General features: G+C 46.8%; 14 protein-coding genes. 6 read left to right on the top strand and 8 right to left on the bottom strand.

The window, feature by feature from the left end; all coding sequences use genetic code 11:
* Positions 1 to 751: 751 nt before the first annotated feature.
* Together AACV78_RS21875 and nadD are read right to left on the bottom strand one after the other, a co-directional pair.
* Positions 752 to 1,771: a type I glyceraldehyde-3-phosphate dehydrogenase gene (locus AACV78_RS21875; protein ID WP_194009743.1), complete on the bottom strand. Its 1,020-nt coding sequence runs from the start codon at positions 1,769 to 1,771 to the stop codon at positions 752 to 754.
* A gap of 175 nt (positions 1,772 to 1,946) precedes the next feature.
* Positions 1,947 to 2,669, bottom strand: a complete 723-nt coding sequence (nadD, locus tag AACV78_RS21870) for a nicotinate (nicotinamide) nucleotide adenylyltransferase (RefSeq protein ID WP_194009744.1) — start codon at positions 2,667 to 2,669, stop codon at positions 1,947 to 1,949.
* Positions 2,670 to 3,538: 869 nt separating this feature from the next.
* On the opposite strand from nadD, the gene murC reads away from it, so the two are divergent.
* The 4 genes from murC (at position 3,539) to AACV78_RS21850 (ending at position 7,796) form a co-directional block, all read left to right on the top strand.
* On the top strand, positions 3,539 to 5,092 hold the full coding sequence (gene murC, locus AACV78_RS21865) for a UDP-N-acetylmuramate--L-alanine ligase (RefSeq protein ID WP_194009745.1): 1,554 nt from the start codon (positions 3,539 to 3,541) through the stop codon (positions 5,090 to 5,092).
* Positions 5,093 to 5,243: 151 nt separating this feature from the next.
* Positions 5,244 to 6,200: a UDP-N-acetylmuramate dehydrogenase gene (murB, locus tag AACV78_RS21860; protein ID WP_194009746.1), complete on the top strand. Its 957-nt coding sequence runs from the start codon at positions 5,244 to 5,246 to the stop codon at positions 6,198 to 6,200.
* A gap of 419 nt (positions 6,201 to 6,619) precedes the next feature.
* A complete protein-coding gene (locus tag AACV78_RS21855) occupies positions 6,620 to 6,967 on the top strand; it encodes a YbaB/EbfC family nucleoid-associated protein (RefSeq protein WP_194009747.1) in 348 nt (115 codons plus the stop codon).
* Positions 6,968 to 7,307: 340 nt separating this feature from the next.
* The gene (locus tag AACV78_RS21850) at positions 7,308 to 7,796 is read left to right on the top strand and encodes a low molecular weight protein-tyrosine-phosphatase (protein ID WP_194009748.1); all 489 of its coding nucleotides are present in this window, start codon (positions 7,308 to 7,310) and stop codon (positions 7,794 to 7,796) included.
* A gap of 49 nt (positions 7,797 to 7,845) precedes the next feature.
* Here AACV78_RS21850 and AACV78_RS21845 read toward each other — a convergent pair whose 3' ends face one another.
* Both AACV78_RS21845 and AACV78_RS21840 read right to left on the bottom strand, forming a co-directional pair.
* Positions 7,846 to 8,559, bottom strand: coding sequence for a response regulator transcription factor (locus tag AACV78_RS21845; RefSeq protein ID WP_194009749.1), 714 nt, complete (start codon positions 8,557 to 8,559; stop codon positions 7,846 to 7,848).
* Between the two features lie 72 nt (positions 8,560 to 8,631).
* Positions 8,632 to 10,224 (bottom strand): glucose-6-phosphate isomerase, encoded by a 1,593-nt coding sequence (locus AACV78_RS21840; RefSeq protein WP_194009750.1) that lies wholly within the window; start codon positions 10,222 to 10,224, stop codon positions 8,632 to 8,634.
* A gap of 719 nt (positions 10,225 to 10,943) precedes the next feature.
* On the opposite strand from AACV78_RS21840, the gene dusB reads away from it, so the two are divergent.
* Both dusB and argF read left to right on the top strand, forming a co-directional pair.
* Entirely contained in the window at positions 10,944 to 11,954 is a 1,011-nt protein-coding gene (gene dusB, locus AACV78_RS21835) for a tRNA dihydrouridine synthase DusB (RefSeq protein WP_194009751.1), read from the top strand.
* A 226-nt stretch (positions 11,955 to 12,180) separates the two neighbouring features.
* Positions 12,181 to 13,101: an ornithine carbamoyltransferase gene (gene argF / locus AACV78_RS21830; RefSeq protein WP_194009752.1), complete on the top strand. Its 921-nt coding sequence runs from the start codon at positions 12,181 to 12,183 to the stop codon at positions 13,099 to 13,101.
* 176 nt (positions 13,102 to 13,277) lie between these two features.
* On the opposite strand, the gene AACV78_RS21825 is transcribed toward argF, so the two are convergent.
* The 4 genes from AACV78_RS21825 to AACV78_RS21810 form a co-directional block, all read right to left on the bottom strand.
* Positions 13,278 to 13,862 carry a Uma2 family endonuclease gene (locus AACV78_RS21825; protein WP_194009753.1) on the bottom strand — a complete coding sequence of 195 codons (585 nt, stop codon included), beginning with the start codon at positions 13,860 to 13,862 and terminating at the stop codon, positions 13,278 to 13,280.
* A gap of 269 nt (positions 13,863 to 14,131) precedes the next feature.
* Entirely contained in the window at positions 14,132 to 15,766 is a 1,635-nt protein-coding gene (locus AACV78_RS21820; RefSeq protein WP_194009754.1) for a family 10 glycosylhydrolase, read from the bottom strand.
* Positions 15,767 to 15,924: 158 nt separating this feature from the next.
* Positions 15,925 to 16,722 (bottom strand): hypothetical protein, encoded by a 798-nt coding sequence (locus AACV78_RS21815; protein ID WP_194009755.1) that lies wholly within the window; start codon positions 16,720 to 16,722, stop codon positions 15,925 to 15,927.
* Positions 16,719 to 18,083 (bottom strand): AAA family ATPase, encoded by a 1,365-nt coding sequence (locus tag AACV78_RS21810; protein ID WP_228042383.1) that lies wholly within the window; start codon positions 18,081 to 18,083, stop codon positions 16,719 to 16,721. The genes AACV78_RS21815 and AACV78_RS21810 overlap by 4 nt, the downstream gene beginning before the upstream one ends.
* Between the last annotated feature and the right edge of the window lie 26 nt (positions 18,084 to 18,109).

Raw genomic sequence — 18,109 nt, 5'->3', positions numbered from 1 at the left:
TGATAGAAGAGCACCTGTGGCAAAAACCGGGTTTCTGACCGCAAATTTAGCATCACCACCTATATCTCTCGTTCAGAAACCCGGTTTTTAAGAGCTTGTTGAGAATGGTGCTCTTCTGTCGGTTTGAACCGAATATTTGGCTAAAAAACCCGGTTTCTGCCACCGGTGCGATGTCGATCGAGAAACCGGGTTTTTACCAATCTTAACGGTTTGAACTGATAGAAGAGCACCTGTGGCAAAAACCGGGTTTCTGACCGCAAATTTAGCATCACCACCTATATCTCTCGTTCAGAAACCCGGTTTTTAAGAGCTTGTTGAGAATGGTGCTATTCTGTCGGTTTGAACCGAATATTTGGCTAAAAAAACCCGGTTTCTGCCACCGGTCGATAGTCGAGAAACCGGGTTTTTACCAATTTTAACGGTTTGAACTGATAGAAGAGCACCTGTGGCAAAAACCGGGTTTCTGACCGCAAATTTAGCATCACCACCTATATCTCTCGTTCAGAAACCCGGTTTTTAAGAGCTTGTTGAGAATGGTGCTCTTCTGTCGGTTTGAGCCGAATATTTGGCTAAAAAACCCGGTTTCTGCCACCGGTGCGATGTCGATCGAGAAACCGGGTTTTTACCAATCTTAACGGTTTGAACCGAATATTTGGCTAAAAAACCCGGTTTCTGCCACCCGTGCGATGACGCGAAATCTCGCCGAACCCAAGCGACTTACCTTCTGACTAATGCCTTCTACCTTCGGGTATTAGCCTTCCCAGCGTTCGGCGACCAATTCAGCCAAGTCAACCACCCGCTGACTGTAGCCCCACTCATTGTCGTACCAAGACAACACCTTCACCATGTCGCCGTCCATCACCAGTGTCAAACTGGCATCCAAGATTGAAGAAGCATCATTTCCGCGATAGTCGCAAGAAACCAGAGGCAAATCGTTGTACTCCAAAATCCCCTTCATCGAGCCTTCGGCTGCTTCTTTGAACACTTGATTTACCTGCTCGGTAAAAGTCTTTTTCTCTACCTGAGCCACAAAATCAACTACCGACACGTTGGGAGTCGGCACGCGCATGGCGATGCCATTTAACTTACCCTTCAACTCTGGAATCACCAAAGCCACAGCTTGGGCAGCTCCGGTAGAAGTCGGCACAATATTCATCGCCGCCGCCCGCGCCCGCCGCAAGTCGCGGTGGCTGGCATCCAACAAGCGCTGGTCGCCAGTATAGCTGTGGGTAGTGGTCATCATGCCTTTGATGATGCCAAAATTGTCGTTAAGCACTTTCAGTACCGGAGCTAGACAGTTAGTGGTACAGCTAGCATTGCTGATGACTGTGTAGTCACTGTGCTTGTAGTTGTGGTGGTTGACTCCCATCACATAAGTCCCTACTTCTGGCCCTTTACCCGGAGCAGTAATCAGCACTTTTTTCGCGCCGGCCGTGATATGCTTCGATGCACCAGCTTGGTCAACGAAGACGCCGGTTGCTTCAATAATCAGATCAATACCCCAATCTTTCCAAGGCAGGTTGAGCGGATTGCGATCGCTCACGCACTTAACTGTCTTGCCATTGAGAATAATCGAATTTTCATCCGTGCTGATGTCCACACCCTTCAACGTTCCCATCATGGAATCGTATCTCAGCAAGTGGGCATTAGTTTTGGGATCGGAAGTGTCATTAATTGCTACGAGTTCGAGCTGGCTATTTTCTCGGCCCAGCCAACAGCGCGCAAAACTGCGCCCAATACGTCCAAAACCATTGATCGCGACTCTAATCACCTTATTACCTCCTAACGATTGCAGCCCTTAGCTCAGGCTTAAATTTTGGAAAAATTTAAGAATTGACTTATGAGACAAGATCATATCGCAAAGGCTGATCCTTTCTAACTTTTCGTCTGTATCAAAAAAGCCTAAACTTTTTTGAACTCGCCAGAAATCCCCAGGCCAAAGGCATTCAGATTTCGGCTGCTGCTTGCTGGTAAAGGTTCTGAGTCGCAATATAAGTCCGTACAGCTTCCGGGACTAAGTAACTGAGATCGCGATTTTCGGCACCCAAGCGGCGGATGTGGCTCGACGAAATCTCGATCGCACCCATGGAGAGCACCTCCCAGCGAATTTCCACATTCACCAGAGCCATCTGTTGAGCAACTTTACAGCAAACAGCTTTTGTCTGATCCTGCATTTTGTCATCCCCATCAATGGCTGCATCCCACAAACTATCCCCCCACTCAAAGGAGCAAATTTCCCCGTTTTTTTCTCGATCCCGATTTTTCTGACTCGGACGCGGGGCCACCAACCAGTCGCACAACCCGCCAATTTCGCTGCACCGGTGCCATTTGGGGAGAGTTTGGAGCGCGTCGCTACCAATAATCCAGTACCGCCGATCGCCCGGATAGATTTTTTGCAAATATAACAAAGTGTCAATAGCAGAAGTTCCAGAGGGATTGGTATCCACTGGCAAAAGTCCCAAATCCGACCGCCCGGCCGTTGCCAGAGCCACCATTTCCCGCCGTTGGTCAAAACTTGCCAAAACACTGTGCGACTTGTGACGAGGGGTGCGATCGATCGCCCAAATGACTCGATCGATCCCAAATTGACTCACCGCCGTCTCGGCCATCAACAAATGCCCGAAATGAACCGGGTCAAAAGTCCCCCCCAAAATCGCTACTTTTTCCATATTTCCCAAAAATTAGGATTAATACAGACTTTACCGAAATTTTATTTTTGTAGGCTTTGACCAGTTATATAGTCCGATCGCGGATTAGTTCGTAGTGCCGACTTAAGTCCGCTCCCAGACACCGGCATTACTTTTGTCTGTAAACAAAGTGAGAAACCTACTATAGCTCAGTCTGGCCAACATCATGTCAGATTGAGTTTTGCCAAAGGGGTATAGCGGTTATCAAAAAAGTGAGGAGAGCCTCATGCCCTATGCCCGATACCCAATGCCCTATGCCCTATGCCCTATGCCACATAGTACCTCATCTTTCTCAAAACTATACTTAGCATACTTAATAGAAAAAATGGGTTTAAAGCCTGTTCCTTGTAAAGAGAACGGAAAAATTAATTTCCCTCGCAGAAAATCTCAAAAGCGCGATCGGTCAACAGTCAACAGTCAAACGTAGCAACAGATCGAAGACTAAAAAATGAGCGAAGTTGTGCCATACGTGGTAGTGTTTGTAAATCCTGATGGGTTTTACCCTCAATCTTCGTAAAAAGATTGTGGGGCTTTTGCTGCCGTATCCCAGCACAGCAGGCGGACAGAAATAGAAAGAATGCAGGACTGTGCAACCGCCCAAAATTAGTCAGCCGATCCTGGCCCCAAACCCCATTCTCTCTGACCTGCAATTTTCTCTTTTGTGACTGTTCCGGAAAACTACTCGGTACTAAGTCAAATAGGATACAAGACAAACCTCTCTACAAATCCCGAAATTTAGGGAAGCGCAGAGAATTGTGTACAAAAATGTCTAGCGAACTGTATCCTGAAAAAAACAATTCTTGATATGATATCGCGTGTTATTGGCGTGGCGTGGTGTGTGAGGAGCGAAGATGCCGAGTTCTGTTGATTTCAGCGGTAGACCATTTCATTTCATCGGCATTGGTGGAATTGGGATGTCAGCCATTGCCTACATTCTAGCTAAACGCAAGTTGCCCGTGTACGGCTCCGATATTAAATCGAGTCACATCACCGAGCGCTTGCAAGAAATGGGAGCTCACATTTTTTGGCGTCAAGACGCCAGCAATTTTGAAGTTTTTCAAACGGCCATCAACGGTAGCAGTCCCGATCGCGGGACACCCGAAAATATAGTATCCTCGGTCGCTGGTGCGGTAGGGACTTCCGTCGCGACAGCCAAAGCTCTCAAATTGAACAGCAACGGTTCGGACGCCCCAGCAAATGGGGGATTGCCTCAAGTAGTATGTTCGACGGCAATTCACCCTGCAAATGCCGAATATCGAGCTGCTCTAGATTTGGGCTGTCCGATTTTTCATCGATCGGATGTGTTGGCCGCCTTAATTCAAGATTACCAAAGCATAGCTGTAGCAGGGACTCACGGCAAAACTACTACTAGCAGCTTAATCGGCTTCATGCTGATGGCTGCGGGTCTAGACCCGACGATCGTGGTAGGAGGCGAGGTAAATGCTTGGGAAGGCAATGCCCGTGCCGGCCAAGGCCCCTACTTAGTTGCCGAGGCTGATGAATCCGACGGTTCTCTCGTCAAGCTGGTAGCAAAAATTGGCATAGTGACCAATGTGGAACTGGATCATCCAGACCATTACGAGAGTCTCGACCAAGTGATAGACATATTTAAGGTGTTTGCCCAAAACTGTCAAACCTTGGTGGGCTGCATTGACGACAAAATCGTCAAAGACTGCCTCGCCCCCAATGTCAGCTACAGCTTGAATCCGAACAGCGGTGCTGACTACACGGTTTCGGGGGTGGAGTACGGTGCCGAAAGCACCAAGGCTGGTATTTTGGAGCGAGGAGCTTTCCTGGGGGAAATGGAGTTGAAGTTGCTGGGGACACACAATCTCAGCAATGCACTAGCGGCGGTAGCAGTGGGTCGATTGTTGGGGTTGGAGTTTTTGGCGATCGCCAAAGCGATTTCCGGCTTTGAAGGTGCTCGCCGCCGTTTTGAGGTGCGGGGTTTTCACAATGACATCTTGTTTGTGGACGACTACGCCCACCACCCGAGCGAAATTCTCGTCACCTTGGCGGCGGCTCGCTTGCGTATCGAAGGTAGCGAAAAAAATCAGAAAGCTCGAAGAGTGGTTGCTATTTTTCAACCTCACCGTTACAGCCGGACTCTGACATTTTTGCCAGAATTTGCTCAATCTTTTGGGGATGCAGATTTGGTTGTGGCTTGCGATATTTATAGTGCTGGGGAACCAAATTTAGGAAAAATTAGCGGGCGGCAGGTTGCTGATTTGATTGCTAAAGCAGGGCGGGAAGTGAAGTTTTTGCCTTCCCTAGAATTAGTCACTCAGTTTTTAAAAGAAAATCTGCAACCGGGAGATTTGGCTTTATTTTTGGGTGCTGGTAATCTCAATCAGATTATTCCAGAGGTGATGGCCTGTTATCAAGCCGCCTCGCGCCCGGATTAGTTTAGCTCGCCCGAAAGAGTACAATCGACAGCCTCCGGCGGTGCAGGTTGTACCGACACTGCTGGCTCGGGCGGCTCGCTCCAAGTGGCGGCACCGATAAATAAATTTTCAACCACGTCTTCGAGCGAATGTATATTTAAGGATTTTCAAGATGGTGGCTATCTCGAATCACTTTTCTGTTAAGGACAATCAGCGAGTGTATTCTCCTATTTCTTTGCGGGGAACTGACTGCAAGATTAACTCCCAGGTTTCGCTGGCTGGCCTGACTTCCTTCCGAGTCGGCGGGCCGGCCGAGTGGTACGTCGCTCCCCGCACTGTGGAGGCTTTGCAAGCAAGTTTTGCCTGGGCACACGATGAAGGGGTGCCGGTGACTCTGCTGGGTGCGGGTTCTAATCTGTTGGTAAGCGATCGGGGTTTGTCCGGTTTGGTCGTTGCCACTCGCTACCTCAAGCAAGTGCATTTCAATGCAGAAGCAGGTCAAGTTACGGCCGGGGCGGGGGAGTCAATTCCGCGCCTCGCTTGGTTGGCGGCTAAACGGGGCTGGAAAGGTCTAGAATGGGCTGTCGGTATACCGGGCACCGTGGGAGGAGCTGTGGTGATGAATGCAGGCGCTCACAGGGGCTGTACTGCTGATATTCTGGTCAATGCTCGCCTGCTATCCCCCTCCGGTAAGGTGGAAATTTTGACTCCCCAAGAGTTGGAGTACCGCTACCGGACTTCGGTGTTGCAAGGGGGCGATCGCCTGGTAACAGAAGCGACTTTTCAGTTGCAGCCGGGATTTGACCGATCGCAAGTAATGGCCGTCACTAATGAAAATTTCAGCCAGCGGCGGACAACTCAACCTTACCACTTACCGAGCTGTGGCTCAGTCTTCCGTAACCCCGGCCCCAAGACGGCAGGTTGGTTCATCGAACAAGCGGGACTGAAGGGATATCAGATCGGGGGCGCGCAAGTAGCTCAGCGCCATGCTAATTTTATTCTTAACTGCGGGTCAGCAACGGCAAATGATATTTTTCAAGTGATCCGCCACGTTCAACAGCAAGTCGAGCAGCGGTGGTCGCTGTTGTTGGAGCCAGAAGTTAGAATACTGGGAGAGTTCCCTTTCTAAGGCATCATTGAAGTAATACGAAAGCGGCAAACTGCCAGCCCACACACCATCACAAAGTAATTGTCAGGAACCTCAGCCCTGACGGCATGAGGCTTGAAAGAGAAATCTAACAAGCCATTCTGACGGGCCTAAGTCTTAACTGACTACGTTTTTTGAGTCACGACACCGGAGAATGCGTAGCTAGTTTTCCGCTCTGTCGCTGAAGGTTAAACAGTTCTAAGGTCACTGGAACAGTGCTTTCGGTCTAACAAGCTCACTAAACATTGGCCGACAAGCTAACTTAACTCCGCAAGGAGAACGAGGCAACCATACCTCATCGGAGGGGCAACCATACCCCTCCACCCCGCGAGGGGATTTAAATTGATGTAAAGCCGTGCTATAAGCACGGGGTTTCTACCCATTTTTCTGACAAATTAATTATGACAAAATCAGGACAAGGATTTGGCTTCGGCCTGGGCAAAATGAAAGAACTGACTGAAGCTTTCAAAAAAGCTCAGCAAGTTCAAGAAGGAGCTAAAAAGCTTCAAGAAGAGTTGGATGTAATGGAAATTGAGGGAACTGCCGGCGGCGGCTTGGTCAAAGTTTTTCTCAGCGGCAACCAAGAACCCCGCCGGGTCGAAATTGCACCGGATGCCCTCGGTGAAGGTGCTGATGTGGTTTCTGAACTCGTCACCGTGGCGATGCAGGATGCTTACACTAAGTCTACGGCTACGATGCGGGAGAAAATGGAAGAACTGACCGGCGGACTGAATCTCCCCGGTTTCTAAGCCCTTGGTCAGTTGGCAGTTGACAGTAGTCAGTAGTCATCAGTCATTAGTCATCAGTCATTAGTGATTTATGTTGAGTAATACTATTTTTCTAGAGATGTGCTGATGAACTCCTAGCCCCCCCAAAGCATCGGGGGAGTTGGGTGGTAATATCTAGCGCTACTTTATGAAATTGGTATAACGACTTGATAGCTAATGACTGGTTGATTTATATGAAGTAGGAAACTTTGGGAAAAAGATGAAAAAAACCTTCTTCCTAATGACTAATGACTAATAAAATGACAATAACCAATAACCAATAACTAATAACCAATAACTAATAACCAATAACTAATAACTAATGACTAAATTACTATTTGTATGCCTTGGAAACATCTGCCGATCGCCCTCAGCAGAAAATATCATGGATCACTTAATCGAAAAAGCAGGTTTGGGCGATCGTATCACCTGCGATTCCGCCGGAACAGGTGGCTATCACATTGGTAGCGCCCCTGACAGCCGCATGACATTGGCTGCGAGGAAGCAAGGAATTGAATTGTTAGGCGCAGCCCGTCAATTTCAAAGGAAAGATTTTGAAAATTTTGATTTGATTCTGGCGATGGATCGGGAAAATTATCAGGATATTCTTGCTCTCGACAAGGCGGGAAAATATCAAGATAAAGTGCGGTTGATGTGCGATTTTTGCCAGAAATACGACCTGAAAGAAGTGCCAGATCCTTACTACGGCGGCCCGGATGGATTCGATCGGGTAATTGATTTGCTGATGGACGCTTCAGAGGGTTTGTTGGAGTATGTTATCACTCAGGAACAATTAACAATTAACAATTAACAATGCCCTGTTTGGCCTGTTTGGCCAATTCCCAATTCCCAATTCCCAATTACCAATTACTGACTAAATGGTGTTCCATCGCAAAGCGAACGAGTTCTGTTCGGTTGCTGCTTTCAGTTTTCCTGAACAAGCTGCTGACGTGCTTTTCGATGGTGCGGGGACTGAGGTGCAGCCGAAGGCCAATTTGAATATTAGAAAGACCTTCTGTCAGCAAATCTAGCACTTGTTGCTCTCGCTGCGTTAAATTCGGAGCATTTTGGCGGGGAGAATAGCCATCGCCAGTTTCTGACTTTTGAGTTAAAAAATCGGATTCAGGGTGGTTGGTGGCTCTGTGACGTGCCTCTGTTGACGTAGATTCTGATTCCGAACGAGAAGATGCCTGAGCAATGAGAGCGTAGCGATCGAGCAAAGAGCGAATCACCACCCCCAACACCTGTAGTTCAAAAGGCTTAGCCAGAAAATTGTCGCACCCCATCTGATAGCCGCGAATCCGTTCCTCAGTGCTCGTGCGTTCCGTCAAAAAAATCACCGGTAGCAAACGAAAAGCGGGACGAGTCCGAACTCGCCGCACAAATTCGTAGCCATCCATTTCGGGCATTGTAATGTCGGTGACAATCAAGTGGGGCTGAAATTCCTGTACCAACCCTAAAGCTTCTTTGCCGTTCTCAGCAGGAATTACAGAGTATCCGGTAATTTCCAGATAATCGGTAATCGACAGGCGAGTAGCGAAATCGTCGTCAGCAACCAGAATCGTCAGGGGCATGGGCGGACATCAAAAATTCAACATTAAAAATTAAAAATGAGTAATTTCACTTTTAATTCTTAATTCTACTGTTTAATTCTCTTTGTGACTTGCGGTTAAAGTAGCAGGTTGCGCTAATTTCCCCTCTAAAGCTACGCCGCGCCCGTTGGCTGCCAAATGTCGCAGAATTTTGTAAATTGTCTCGATTTGCTCTGGTTTTCCGGCTTGTTTGGCTATTTCTGCTACAGACAGAGGTGCATGAGCGTCTGTGAGCACTTGCAGTACCTGTTTTTGCAAATCCAATACAGCAGCGGCAGCTTTTTTGCCTGCTTCCACGCCCGGTTGGTGATAGGCGTTGACATTTACCAAGGAACCGTAAAAACCTACTGCTCTTTCGTAGAGGGCGATTAATGCTCCTACTGTCCGAGGGTTGACTTGGGGAATTGTGACAGTAATTGAATCTCGGTGATTTTCGTGCAAAGCTTGTCGAGTTCCCTGCAACAAACCAGACAAATAATCTCCAGAAGTAACACCTGTTTCTACTTCTGGGGAAATGCCTTGCCTGTCTTCCAATACTTCGATAAATGTGAGGAAGAAATTCGGCACGCCTTCGCGCAGTTGCTGGACGTAGGCGTGTTGGTCGGTGCTGCCTTTGTTGCCGTAGACTGCGATTCCTTGATGAACTGTGTTGCCTTCTAAATCTTTTTCTTTGCCTATAGATTCCATGACTAATTGCTGCAAATAGCGGCTGAATAATAGCAGGGAATCTTTGTATGGCAAAACTACCATATCTTTTTCGCCGCGTCCGTTGCAGGCAAAATACCAACTCATCGCTAAAAGGGCGGCGGGATTGTTTTTAATTTCGGGAATTCTGGTAGCTTCGTCCATGACTTTAGCGCCGTCTAGCATGGCCCGAATGTCGATGTTTTGCAAAGCTGCGGGCAAAAGTCCTACTGTTGAGAGTTCTGAGGTGCGTCCTCCCACCCAGTCTGACATGGGGAAGGTGGCAATCCAGCCTTGGGATTTTGCTAATTTGTCTAGTTTGCTGTCTGTGCCGGTGATGGCAATTGCTTGTTTGGCGAAGTCTAGTTTTTGGGCGGCGAAGGCTTTTTGAACTTCGATGGTGCCGTTGCGGGGTTCGGGGGTGCCGCCGGATTTGGATATGGTAATTACTAGGGTGCTGCTGAGTTTGTCTTTGATTTTGTTGAGGATGCGATCGATCCCTGCAGGATCTGTGTTGTCGATAAAATGAATTGCTAGGGGCGGGATGTCTGGGGATAGGGCTTCGGCGACAAATTGGGGGCCGAGAGCGGAACCGCCGATGCCGATCGAGATTATGTCGGTAAATTGCGGAGCAAAGGGCGGTTTGATGTCGCGGTTTTGAACTTTCTTGACAAATTCTTCGACTTGTGCAATTTCTTCAATTATTTGTTGTTTTAATTCTGGAGTGGGAGCCAAATCGGGGTTTCGGAGCCAGTAGTGACCCACCATGCGGTGTTCGTCGGGATTGGCGATAGCGCCTGATTCCAAAGCTGCCATATCTTTGAAAGCTTTGTCAAATTTGGGTTTGAGTGCTGTTACGAAAGCGTCGTCAAATCCCATGCGGCTGATATCGAGATAAAGTCCCAATCCAGAGTGATAGTAAAGCCAGTCTTGGTAGCGTTGCCAGAGTGCTTTGGCGTCCATAGAATTCTCTAAAATTTTTATAATGTTCGATCGTCGTCGGGAATCAACCAATTGTAGTTTAAAACGATGTTATGTATAGTTTTTGCAGAATCCCAATAAAATTTAAGCATTTGTCCTAGGAAGGCAAAAGGCTGGGTTCGGCAGAATTCAACAATAAAAATATGACTTGGGCGGCATTTTTGGTAGGTCGATCGCCCATTGATGGCTAAGCCCCATAGATAGATATAAAGTCAAGCGATAGCCGCAAATAGATTTAAGTGTTGTCTGGGTTCGGCTTTGGGTTCTGGTTTGACAATACTCGAATTCGGGCGATCGCCCGCAGTAAAATAGACATTGCAGTCCGGTTAAGTATTCTTTTCGCTGTCCTATGTCCGCCTCCATACCCGCGATGGCAAAACTGTGCGGCTGCTGAGAAAACTAATCTCAAGCAAGAGCGATTGCTTCACTTGGTTTTGTAATGACAGTAGCAAAAGTGATTTGCTGCCAATGATATCATGTCATGTCTGGTCGATTACCATTACAAAAACTGTTAGCGCGCCTACAAGAGTACGCAACTTGAGAGCTGACTTAAGTCCGCACTACGAACCTTCCTTGGTTATTTGGGATAATCTACTGAAAATGATATAGCTCAATCTTCGGCTCAAGATTTGGCTAATAACTGAAAAAATATCTCAGTTGTAGTAGAATATACAGATATTAGAATTAAAGTGCGATCGACTATGCTTACTTTATCTCCAGAATTAAAAGAAAGATTAGCAACTCCGCTCAAAATAGGCGATTTGGAAGTAAAAAGCCGCGTCCTGCAATCGCCCTTATCAGGTGTTACTGATTTAGTATTTCGCCGTTTGGTGCGCCGCTACGCCCCGGATTCGATGATGTACACCGAAATGGTCAACGCTACGGGTTTGCACTACGTGAAGCAATTGCCAAAAATTATGGAAATTGATCCAAACGAACGCCCGATTAGCATTCAATTATTTGACTGCCGGCCGAATTTCTTGGCAGAAGCGGCGCAGAAAGCCGTAGCAGAAGGAGCGGATACTGTTGATATTAACATGGGCTGTCCGGTGAACAAAATTACTAAAAACGGTGGCGGTTCTTCGCTGCTGCGAGACCCGGAAACGGCCGAGGCAATTGTGCGGGCGGTGGTGGAAGCTGTAGATGTTCCTGTGACTGTTAAAACTCGCATCGGTTGGACTGACCAAGAAATTAATATTTTGGAATTTGCTCGGAGGATGGAAGATGCGGGAGCAAAAATGATTACTGTACACGGTCGCACTCGATCGCAAGGTTACACCGGCCCGGCAAAATGGGAATGGATTCGCCGGGTTAAGGAAGTTTTATCGATTCCTGTAATTGGTAACGGGGATATTTTTTCAGTGGAAGCTGCGGTGCGCTGTCTTCAAGAAACCGGTGCTGACGGAGTGATGTGTTCGCGGGGAACTTTGGGCTATCCTTTTTTGGTAGGAGAAGTCGATCATTTCTTGAAAACTGGTGTGGAAAAGATAGCTCCGACACCAATTGAGCGGCTCGAATGTGCTAAGGAACACCTGCGGGCTTTGTGGGAATATAAAGGTCAAAGCGGTGTGTCTCAAGCGCGCAAGCACTTAACCTGGTATGCTAAAGGTTTCCCAGGCGCTGGGGAATTGCGGGGGGTGTTGGCGGTGGTAGAAACGGTGGAGCAAGGTTGCGATTGGATCGATCGCGCGATCGAACAATTACCCGCATAAACCAGATCCACAGTCAATTTTAGATTTTAGATTTTAGATTTTAGATTTACTCCACAGATGGATCTGATATCTGGAACAAAAGTCTGAAATTTCGATCTATCCACGTACAAGCGTCGTGGATATATCTCCGTTTTTGGGCGGAGTAAAACAGCGGTTGCAGAAACAAAACCCGACGCAAGCGGGCTTAGATTTAAGACACAGCTAGAAATTTGTGTATGGGGAAAGTATGGATTCATTAAAAGGGCGAGATTTATTAAGTCTGGCAGATTTAAGTATTGACGAATTAAATTATGTGCTGGATCTAGCAGCCAGTTTAAAATCGGGAATGGTCAAGCTGAAACGCACTAAAGTTCTCGGCTTGTTATTTTCTAAAGCTTCAACCCGAACGCGGGTGAGTTTCACGGTGGCAATGTACAAATTGGGAGGGCAAGTTGTTGACCTCAATCCGAACGTTACGCAAGTCAGTCGCGGCGAACCTTTAGTCGATACAGCCAGAGTTTTAGACCGATATTTAGACATTTTGGCGATTCGGACTTTCGATCAAAAGGATTTAGTAACCTTTGCCAATTATGCTAAAGTTCCTGTAATTAATGCGCTGACAGATAATGAACACCCCTGTCAAGTGTTGGCGGATTTAATGACAGTTAAAGAGTGTTTTGGCAGGCTGGAAGGAGTGACATTAACTTATTTGGGCGACGGAAACAACATGGCAAATTCGCTGATGTTGGGCTGTGCTATGGCGGGAATGAATGTCAGAATTGCTTGTCCTGAAGATTTTCGTCCTAATCCTGAAATTGTGGCAAAGGCTAAGGCAATTGCTAATGGAAAAACAGAAGTTACTGTGACTTCTGATGCGGAAGCGGCGGCTAAGGATGCTCAAGTAATTTATACTGATGTTTGGGCGAGTATGGGACAGGAAGAAGAAGCTAAGATCAGGATTCCTTTGTTCGAGCCTTATCAGGTAAATGAGCGATTGCTGGAGTTTGCCGATCGCAATGCAATTGTACTGCACTGTTTGCCGGCACACCGGGATGAAGAGATTACGGATGCGGTGATTGAGGGAAATCAATCGCGCGTTTGGGAGCAAGCAGAAAATCGGATGCACGCTCAGCAAGCTTTGCTGGCGGGGATTTTAGAAAGCGACTAAATTTGTAGTAAGGACTTCATTCCTGAAATATGTCCCCAGTAAATATGTAGCCAGTTAGGCAGTCTGCCAGGGGTTTAAACCCCTGGTTCAAAGCTACAGATTAAATAGTTGTCTCCCTCTTCCCTCTCTGCGCCCTCTGCGCCCTCTGCGGTTAATAAAAAAAATCAGTAAGCTTTTTAATTGAGTATAATTGGTGGCAACATTTGCTGAATTGCGATATTAAAAGCAGGAAATTGCAGCGGTGAAATACTCGCGCTTTCCCCCAGAACTATTTCGCTTTGATACCCGTCTTCAGTCGGTTCTCGAAAAACATGAAGTTGTCGCTCATTTACATTTAGTATCCAATAATCGGCAATTCCCGATCGCGCGTAGATTTTGGCCTTAATTTCGCGATCGTAAGCCAAGCTGCTGTCTGCAACTTCGATAATTAAATATACTTCTGAAGGAGTCGGATGGTGAGTGGCGTAGTCCAAGGGATCGATGACTACTACAGCGATATCAGGTTCTGGTTCGGAATTGTCATCGAGGGCGATCGGATCTTGCACTCGTACCCATGCCAGATTATTAAACAAGTCTTGAAACAATCTATCCGTGCGCCCTAAAGCCGAAGTGTGGGCAGTTCCTTTTGCACTCATTTTGAGAATATTTCCTGAAATTAATTCAACTCGTTCCTCTGGGTGAAAAAACCCGATTTTTCCGAGTTTTTGATATTCTTTAACCGTCCATTTGCGGAGCGTGAAAGGGGCTTCTGTGATTAACATAGCTTCACCGACAATAGCGCACTTCAATCCAGGATAATTTAATTGTACCACTTCTGAGTAAATCCTACTTTACTCACCGACCTACGAATTGCCCCGTAACTGATTAAATTCTTGCCTCTCTCCAATCTCCCTCTGCGCCCTCTGCGCCCTCTGCGGTAAAAAAAAAATGTAGGTTGAGTCCAAGAATGAAGCTGCGTTTCACTCTGCCCAACCTACATATCTGCAATCAATCAAAAAATTAGTAAGGTACGCGCTGGGAACCCCACAAACTACAAACTGGCGAAATTAACTTTTGTAACTTCACCGGCGACAACATCAACTGTTTGTTGAACCTGACTTCCGTCAACTTTCAACTGATAAGAACCGGGCGAAAGCTCGATCGCCCCAAACCATCCTTTACCATCCGCCTGCAGTTGCCGCACCTTGCCCATATCATCGATCGGCTGTAATGTCAAACTCGCACCGTCGCAAGTTCGTGCAGCGAAGCTATCCCGTAGGGAATCGCACTTTTGCAACACTCCGGCGATGGCCCCAGCAGTCGGCCGCGACTTCCAAGGCATATCGGGAACCGCCACCGCAGTCGCCCACACTGGCTGAGTTTGAATTGTTCTGCCCGTAGCGCCGTCAACGTATTGACTCGGCTGCGAGAGGGCGGTATAAAACCAATCATTGCTTTGGGAGATGTATTTCCAAGGCTGGCGGGGCAAATCTCGGCTGCTGCGGCCCGATCGCAGTTCGACATTTGCATACAGGTTGCTGCTAGCGTAGGAATACAAAACCGTACCGGCAATGTGATTTCCTTTGGCAGAGGGGGCTTCGGCGCGGCGGACTTGCGCGAGGATGTCTTCGATGTAGTTGAGGTAATTGCCGGGGCCGATCGCAATTTGGCGGTTGTACTGGTGGTTTTTGGCGTACTCGATCCAATTGTCATAGGCGAGTTTTTGCGATCGTTTGTACTCGCGCTGGTAAGTCATCGGCATCGCCATGTCGAGAATACCTTCTTCTAGCCAAGCGCGCCAATCTTGCAAGACTTCTTTGTAAGGTTGCGTTTGCATCCAGTCGCGATCGTTTTTCGGGCCGTCTCCCCAGGCGATGGTGGCGGCGGTAATTTTCACGCGCGGTTTAATCGCCAGGGCTTCTACGTATAGCTTCCGCACTAAATTTGTCACTTGTTCGCGCCGCCACTGCATCCACAGCGGATCTGTGGGTGCGGGTTTGCCCGATCGACCGTTTTGCTGGTTGAAACGGGCGATCGAAGTAGGATTGTAGCCCCAATTCGGGCCGCCGTAGCGGATGTAATCCAACTGCACGCCGTCCACATCGTAGCGCTTCAGCAAGTCCAAATAGACGGAAACTGTATAATCTACAGCGTCTGGATGGCCGGGATCGAGGAAACCGGGCGATTCCCCCCTGGAAGTCAACATCGCCCAATTATCTCTGCCTGCGGCTGAAGATCCGTGTTGTTGCCAAACGTGACCGGCGGGAAGTTTGCCGCCAGAAACCACCGGCAGCGTCACCATCCAAGCGTAGATTTCAATGCCTGCGGCGTGGGCTTTGTCAATCAAATCTTGGAGGGGATCGAAACCGGGGGGAACGTTGGGATCGGTGGTGCGGGGTTCGATCGAACTCGTGTAAAAAGCATCGCCACGGCGGCGGACTTGGGCGACGATCGCGTTAGCATTGGCCCGCTGTGCGTCTGCAATCAACTTGGTGACTTCTTGAGGCGTTTTGAAACCGGGGTTGAATGCGTCCACCCAGAAAGCGCGAAATTCGGCGGTTTGCGGGGGAAGTGTGGCGTTAGCCCGGTTTTGGAAGTTTGAGAACCAGCCGGGAATCAGCAGAAAACTAATTGTTAAGCCGATCGCGAACCAGCTTGACAAAAAGAATGTTTTGTGTTTACGCATGAACAATGTGTGAGAGAGCGTTGAACTGTCTTTTACGGACTTTTGGTCTGAGAGTCCGGTTGACATTTTCGCACATCTTTGCGTTAGAGCAACTTATAGGGCGAAACTTTGTTCTGGAAGGGCGATCGGATGAATTAGTCACCCGATTGAACCTAGTTTTACAGCCTAAATAGGGTTTTAAAAATTTTCATTTTGGCTGTATCGATACCGCATTCAAGTTTTGAAATTGGAGTTAGGCTTTTCCACTTGCCTTTATTCGCGTTGAAGATCGCATCGGCTGTTTTTTCGGCATCGATATTTTCAAAGCCTCCTATTTTATTAGTTGATAAGTAATTGAGGCGATCTAAAATTTCATCTCTCGATGCACGTTTCACGCTAACTGCTTCAGGCGGTGGCGGCGGTGGTGCAACAGGAGTCGGCGATAAAAAGAAGACTTTGGCAAGTGCATCCAACTTTTTTCCCTTAGTAATGGTACATTTTAAGCTGGTAATAGGGCTAAAGTTTGACCACGTTTCCCGATTGGCTGCTGAAATGCGATTAGCTGCTACAATAACATCCAATCCCTTCAATGCACTTCCTGGTTCTGCAACCAAATATCTAAGTGCAGCGAGAATAGTATCTCTTGATGCTGTGTTCAAGTTAACTTTTGGTATTGTTTCCCTTGCCAAAATTTTAGCTTGATAGATGTTTTTAGATTCTGGTTCAATGATTATGCACCAGACTCGCTCTAGTTCAGCTTGTTGAGCAACTGCATAAATAAAGGAATTGCTAACTACTTGATATTGGTAATCATCTGTTTCTTTAACAATTACAGGAATCCAATTGTGTCCGCCAGCTTGCATAACCGCCTCGGCTGCGGCGGTGATGATAAACTCAGATTCTGAACATGGTTCCCCTGCTGCAATATCAGCTAATGGCAGGTGCATCAGCTTACCGATGTCATCATACTTACTCATTCTAAGAAATACTCCTTAATTAGACCCGAATAGTGTTCTAAAGCGATCTTGTTGAGAAAGACAGCGGGAATGTGAGAGAAGGCAGCATTAGCAACACTAGCATAACTGGGAATACTGAAGATAGTTTTAATATCTTTTCCACTTGTAGATTTAGGCCAATAATATGGTAGCAGATCAAAACCATCTTTTTTAGCTTGATTAATTATTTTTCCAATTTCCTGATTGGCTGTCTGAAGGGCAGGATCTGTGATCTTCTCTCCATTGAAAAAGATTGGTAGGGCAATTGGTCCACCATCTGCTCTTACTTTATTAATTTCAGGAATAAACTGCGTAATCACCCTAGCTGCATTGTGTAGTGAGGCTAATCCATTATGCTTGGTAGGGATGAGAACAACATCAGAGGCATAAACACTGCTTTGGCTGAAAAATAACCATTGGGTAGGGCAATCAATCAATATGTAATCATATTTAAAAACAAAAGGTTTAAGAATATCTCGCAATCTTTTTGCACCTTTTTGAATTTTTGATTCAGCTAGACGCTGATCTGTAAAGTCTTCCATGTCCTCACTTGATGGAATCACGTCAAAAAAATGTATGATTTTTCCTGGCTTGTCAATGTGAGTAAAATGAACAACTGTTTTGTTAACATCTGCTTTTGTATCAGTCAGACAGTCAGATAAAGTAATAGCTCCTACGTCTAGCCCAAGAGTTCTAGTTAAATCTCTTTGTGAATCAAAATCAACTACTAGAACCTTCTTTTTCTCTTTTCGCAAAATTGATGCTAAATTGAGCGTTGTTGTCGTTTTGCCCACTCCTCCTTTATTGTTATAGATACAAACCGTCAATGCCTGGGGCGGGTTTTCAATCAAAGATTTGATATATTGGACAGTGGCACTAATATTACTTTTGTTAATCAGAGTGCAAGCAGTTGCTGGAATTACAACTTTCCCATGCCTCCGAAATAACTGGATATGAATGCCATTGGTAATAATGCCCCATTGAGCCGTTTGACATTTAGGAGATAGCAGATATCTTTTAATCTGTTCCCTAGACTCGTTATATTTGGGAGTACCTTCCGCTAAGTTAATTTTAGCTCCTGTCGCTATGGCCCGTCCCTTGCCTTCAACAAGTAAGTAGGGAGCGACAGGAGAGAACAAAAACTTCTCACTCTCAGTATTTTTACGCGCTGCGAAATCTACTTTCTGAGCACCCTGACCTGTTGGAAACTGTGGAAACTGGTCATTTTTAGTGAATCCAAGTGCTTCTATTAGAACCGACACAAATTGAGAGTTGACGATCGCTTCAATGGCATTCTCTGGAATGCTATCTAAAACTTGACCCCAGTTGATAGTTGTCATCATTTACAGTTAGATACTTAAGTAAAATC

It is taken from the genome of Tychonema sp. LEGE 07196, assembly GCF_963890365.1.
In the GTDB taxonomy this organism is placed as follows: domain Bacteria; phylum Cyanobacteriota; class Cyanobacteriia; order Cyanobacteriales; family Microcoleaceae; genus Microcoleus.
This window is presented reverse-complemented; position numbering and strand designations above follow the sequence as displayed.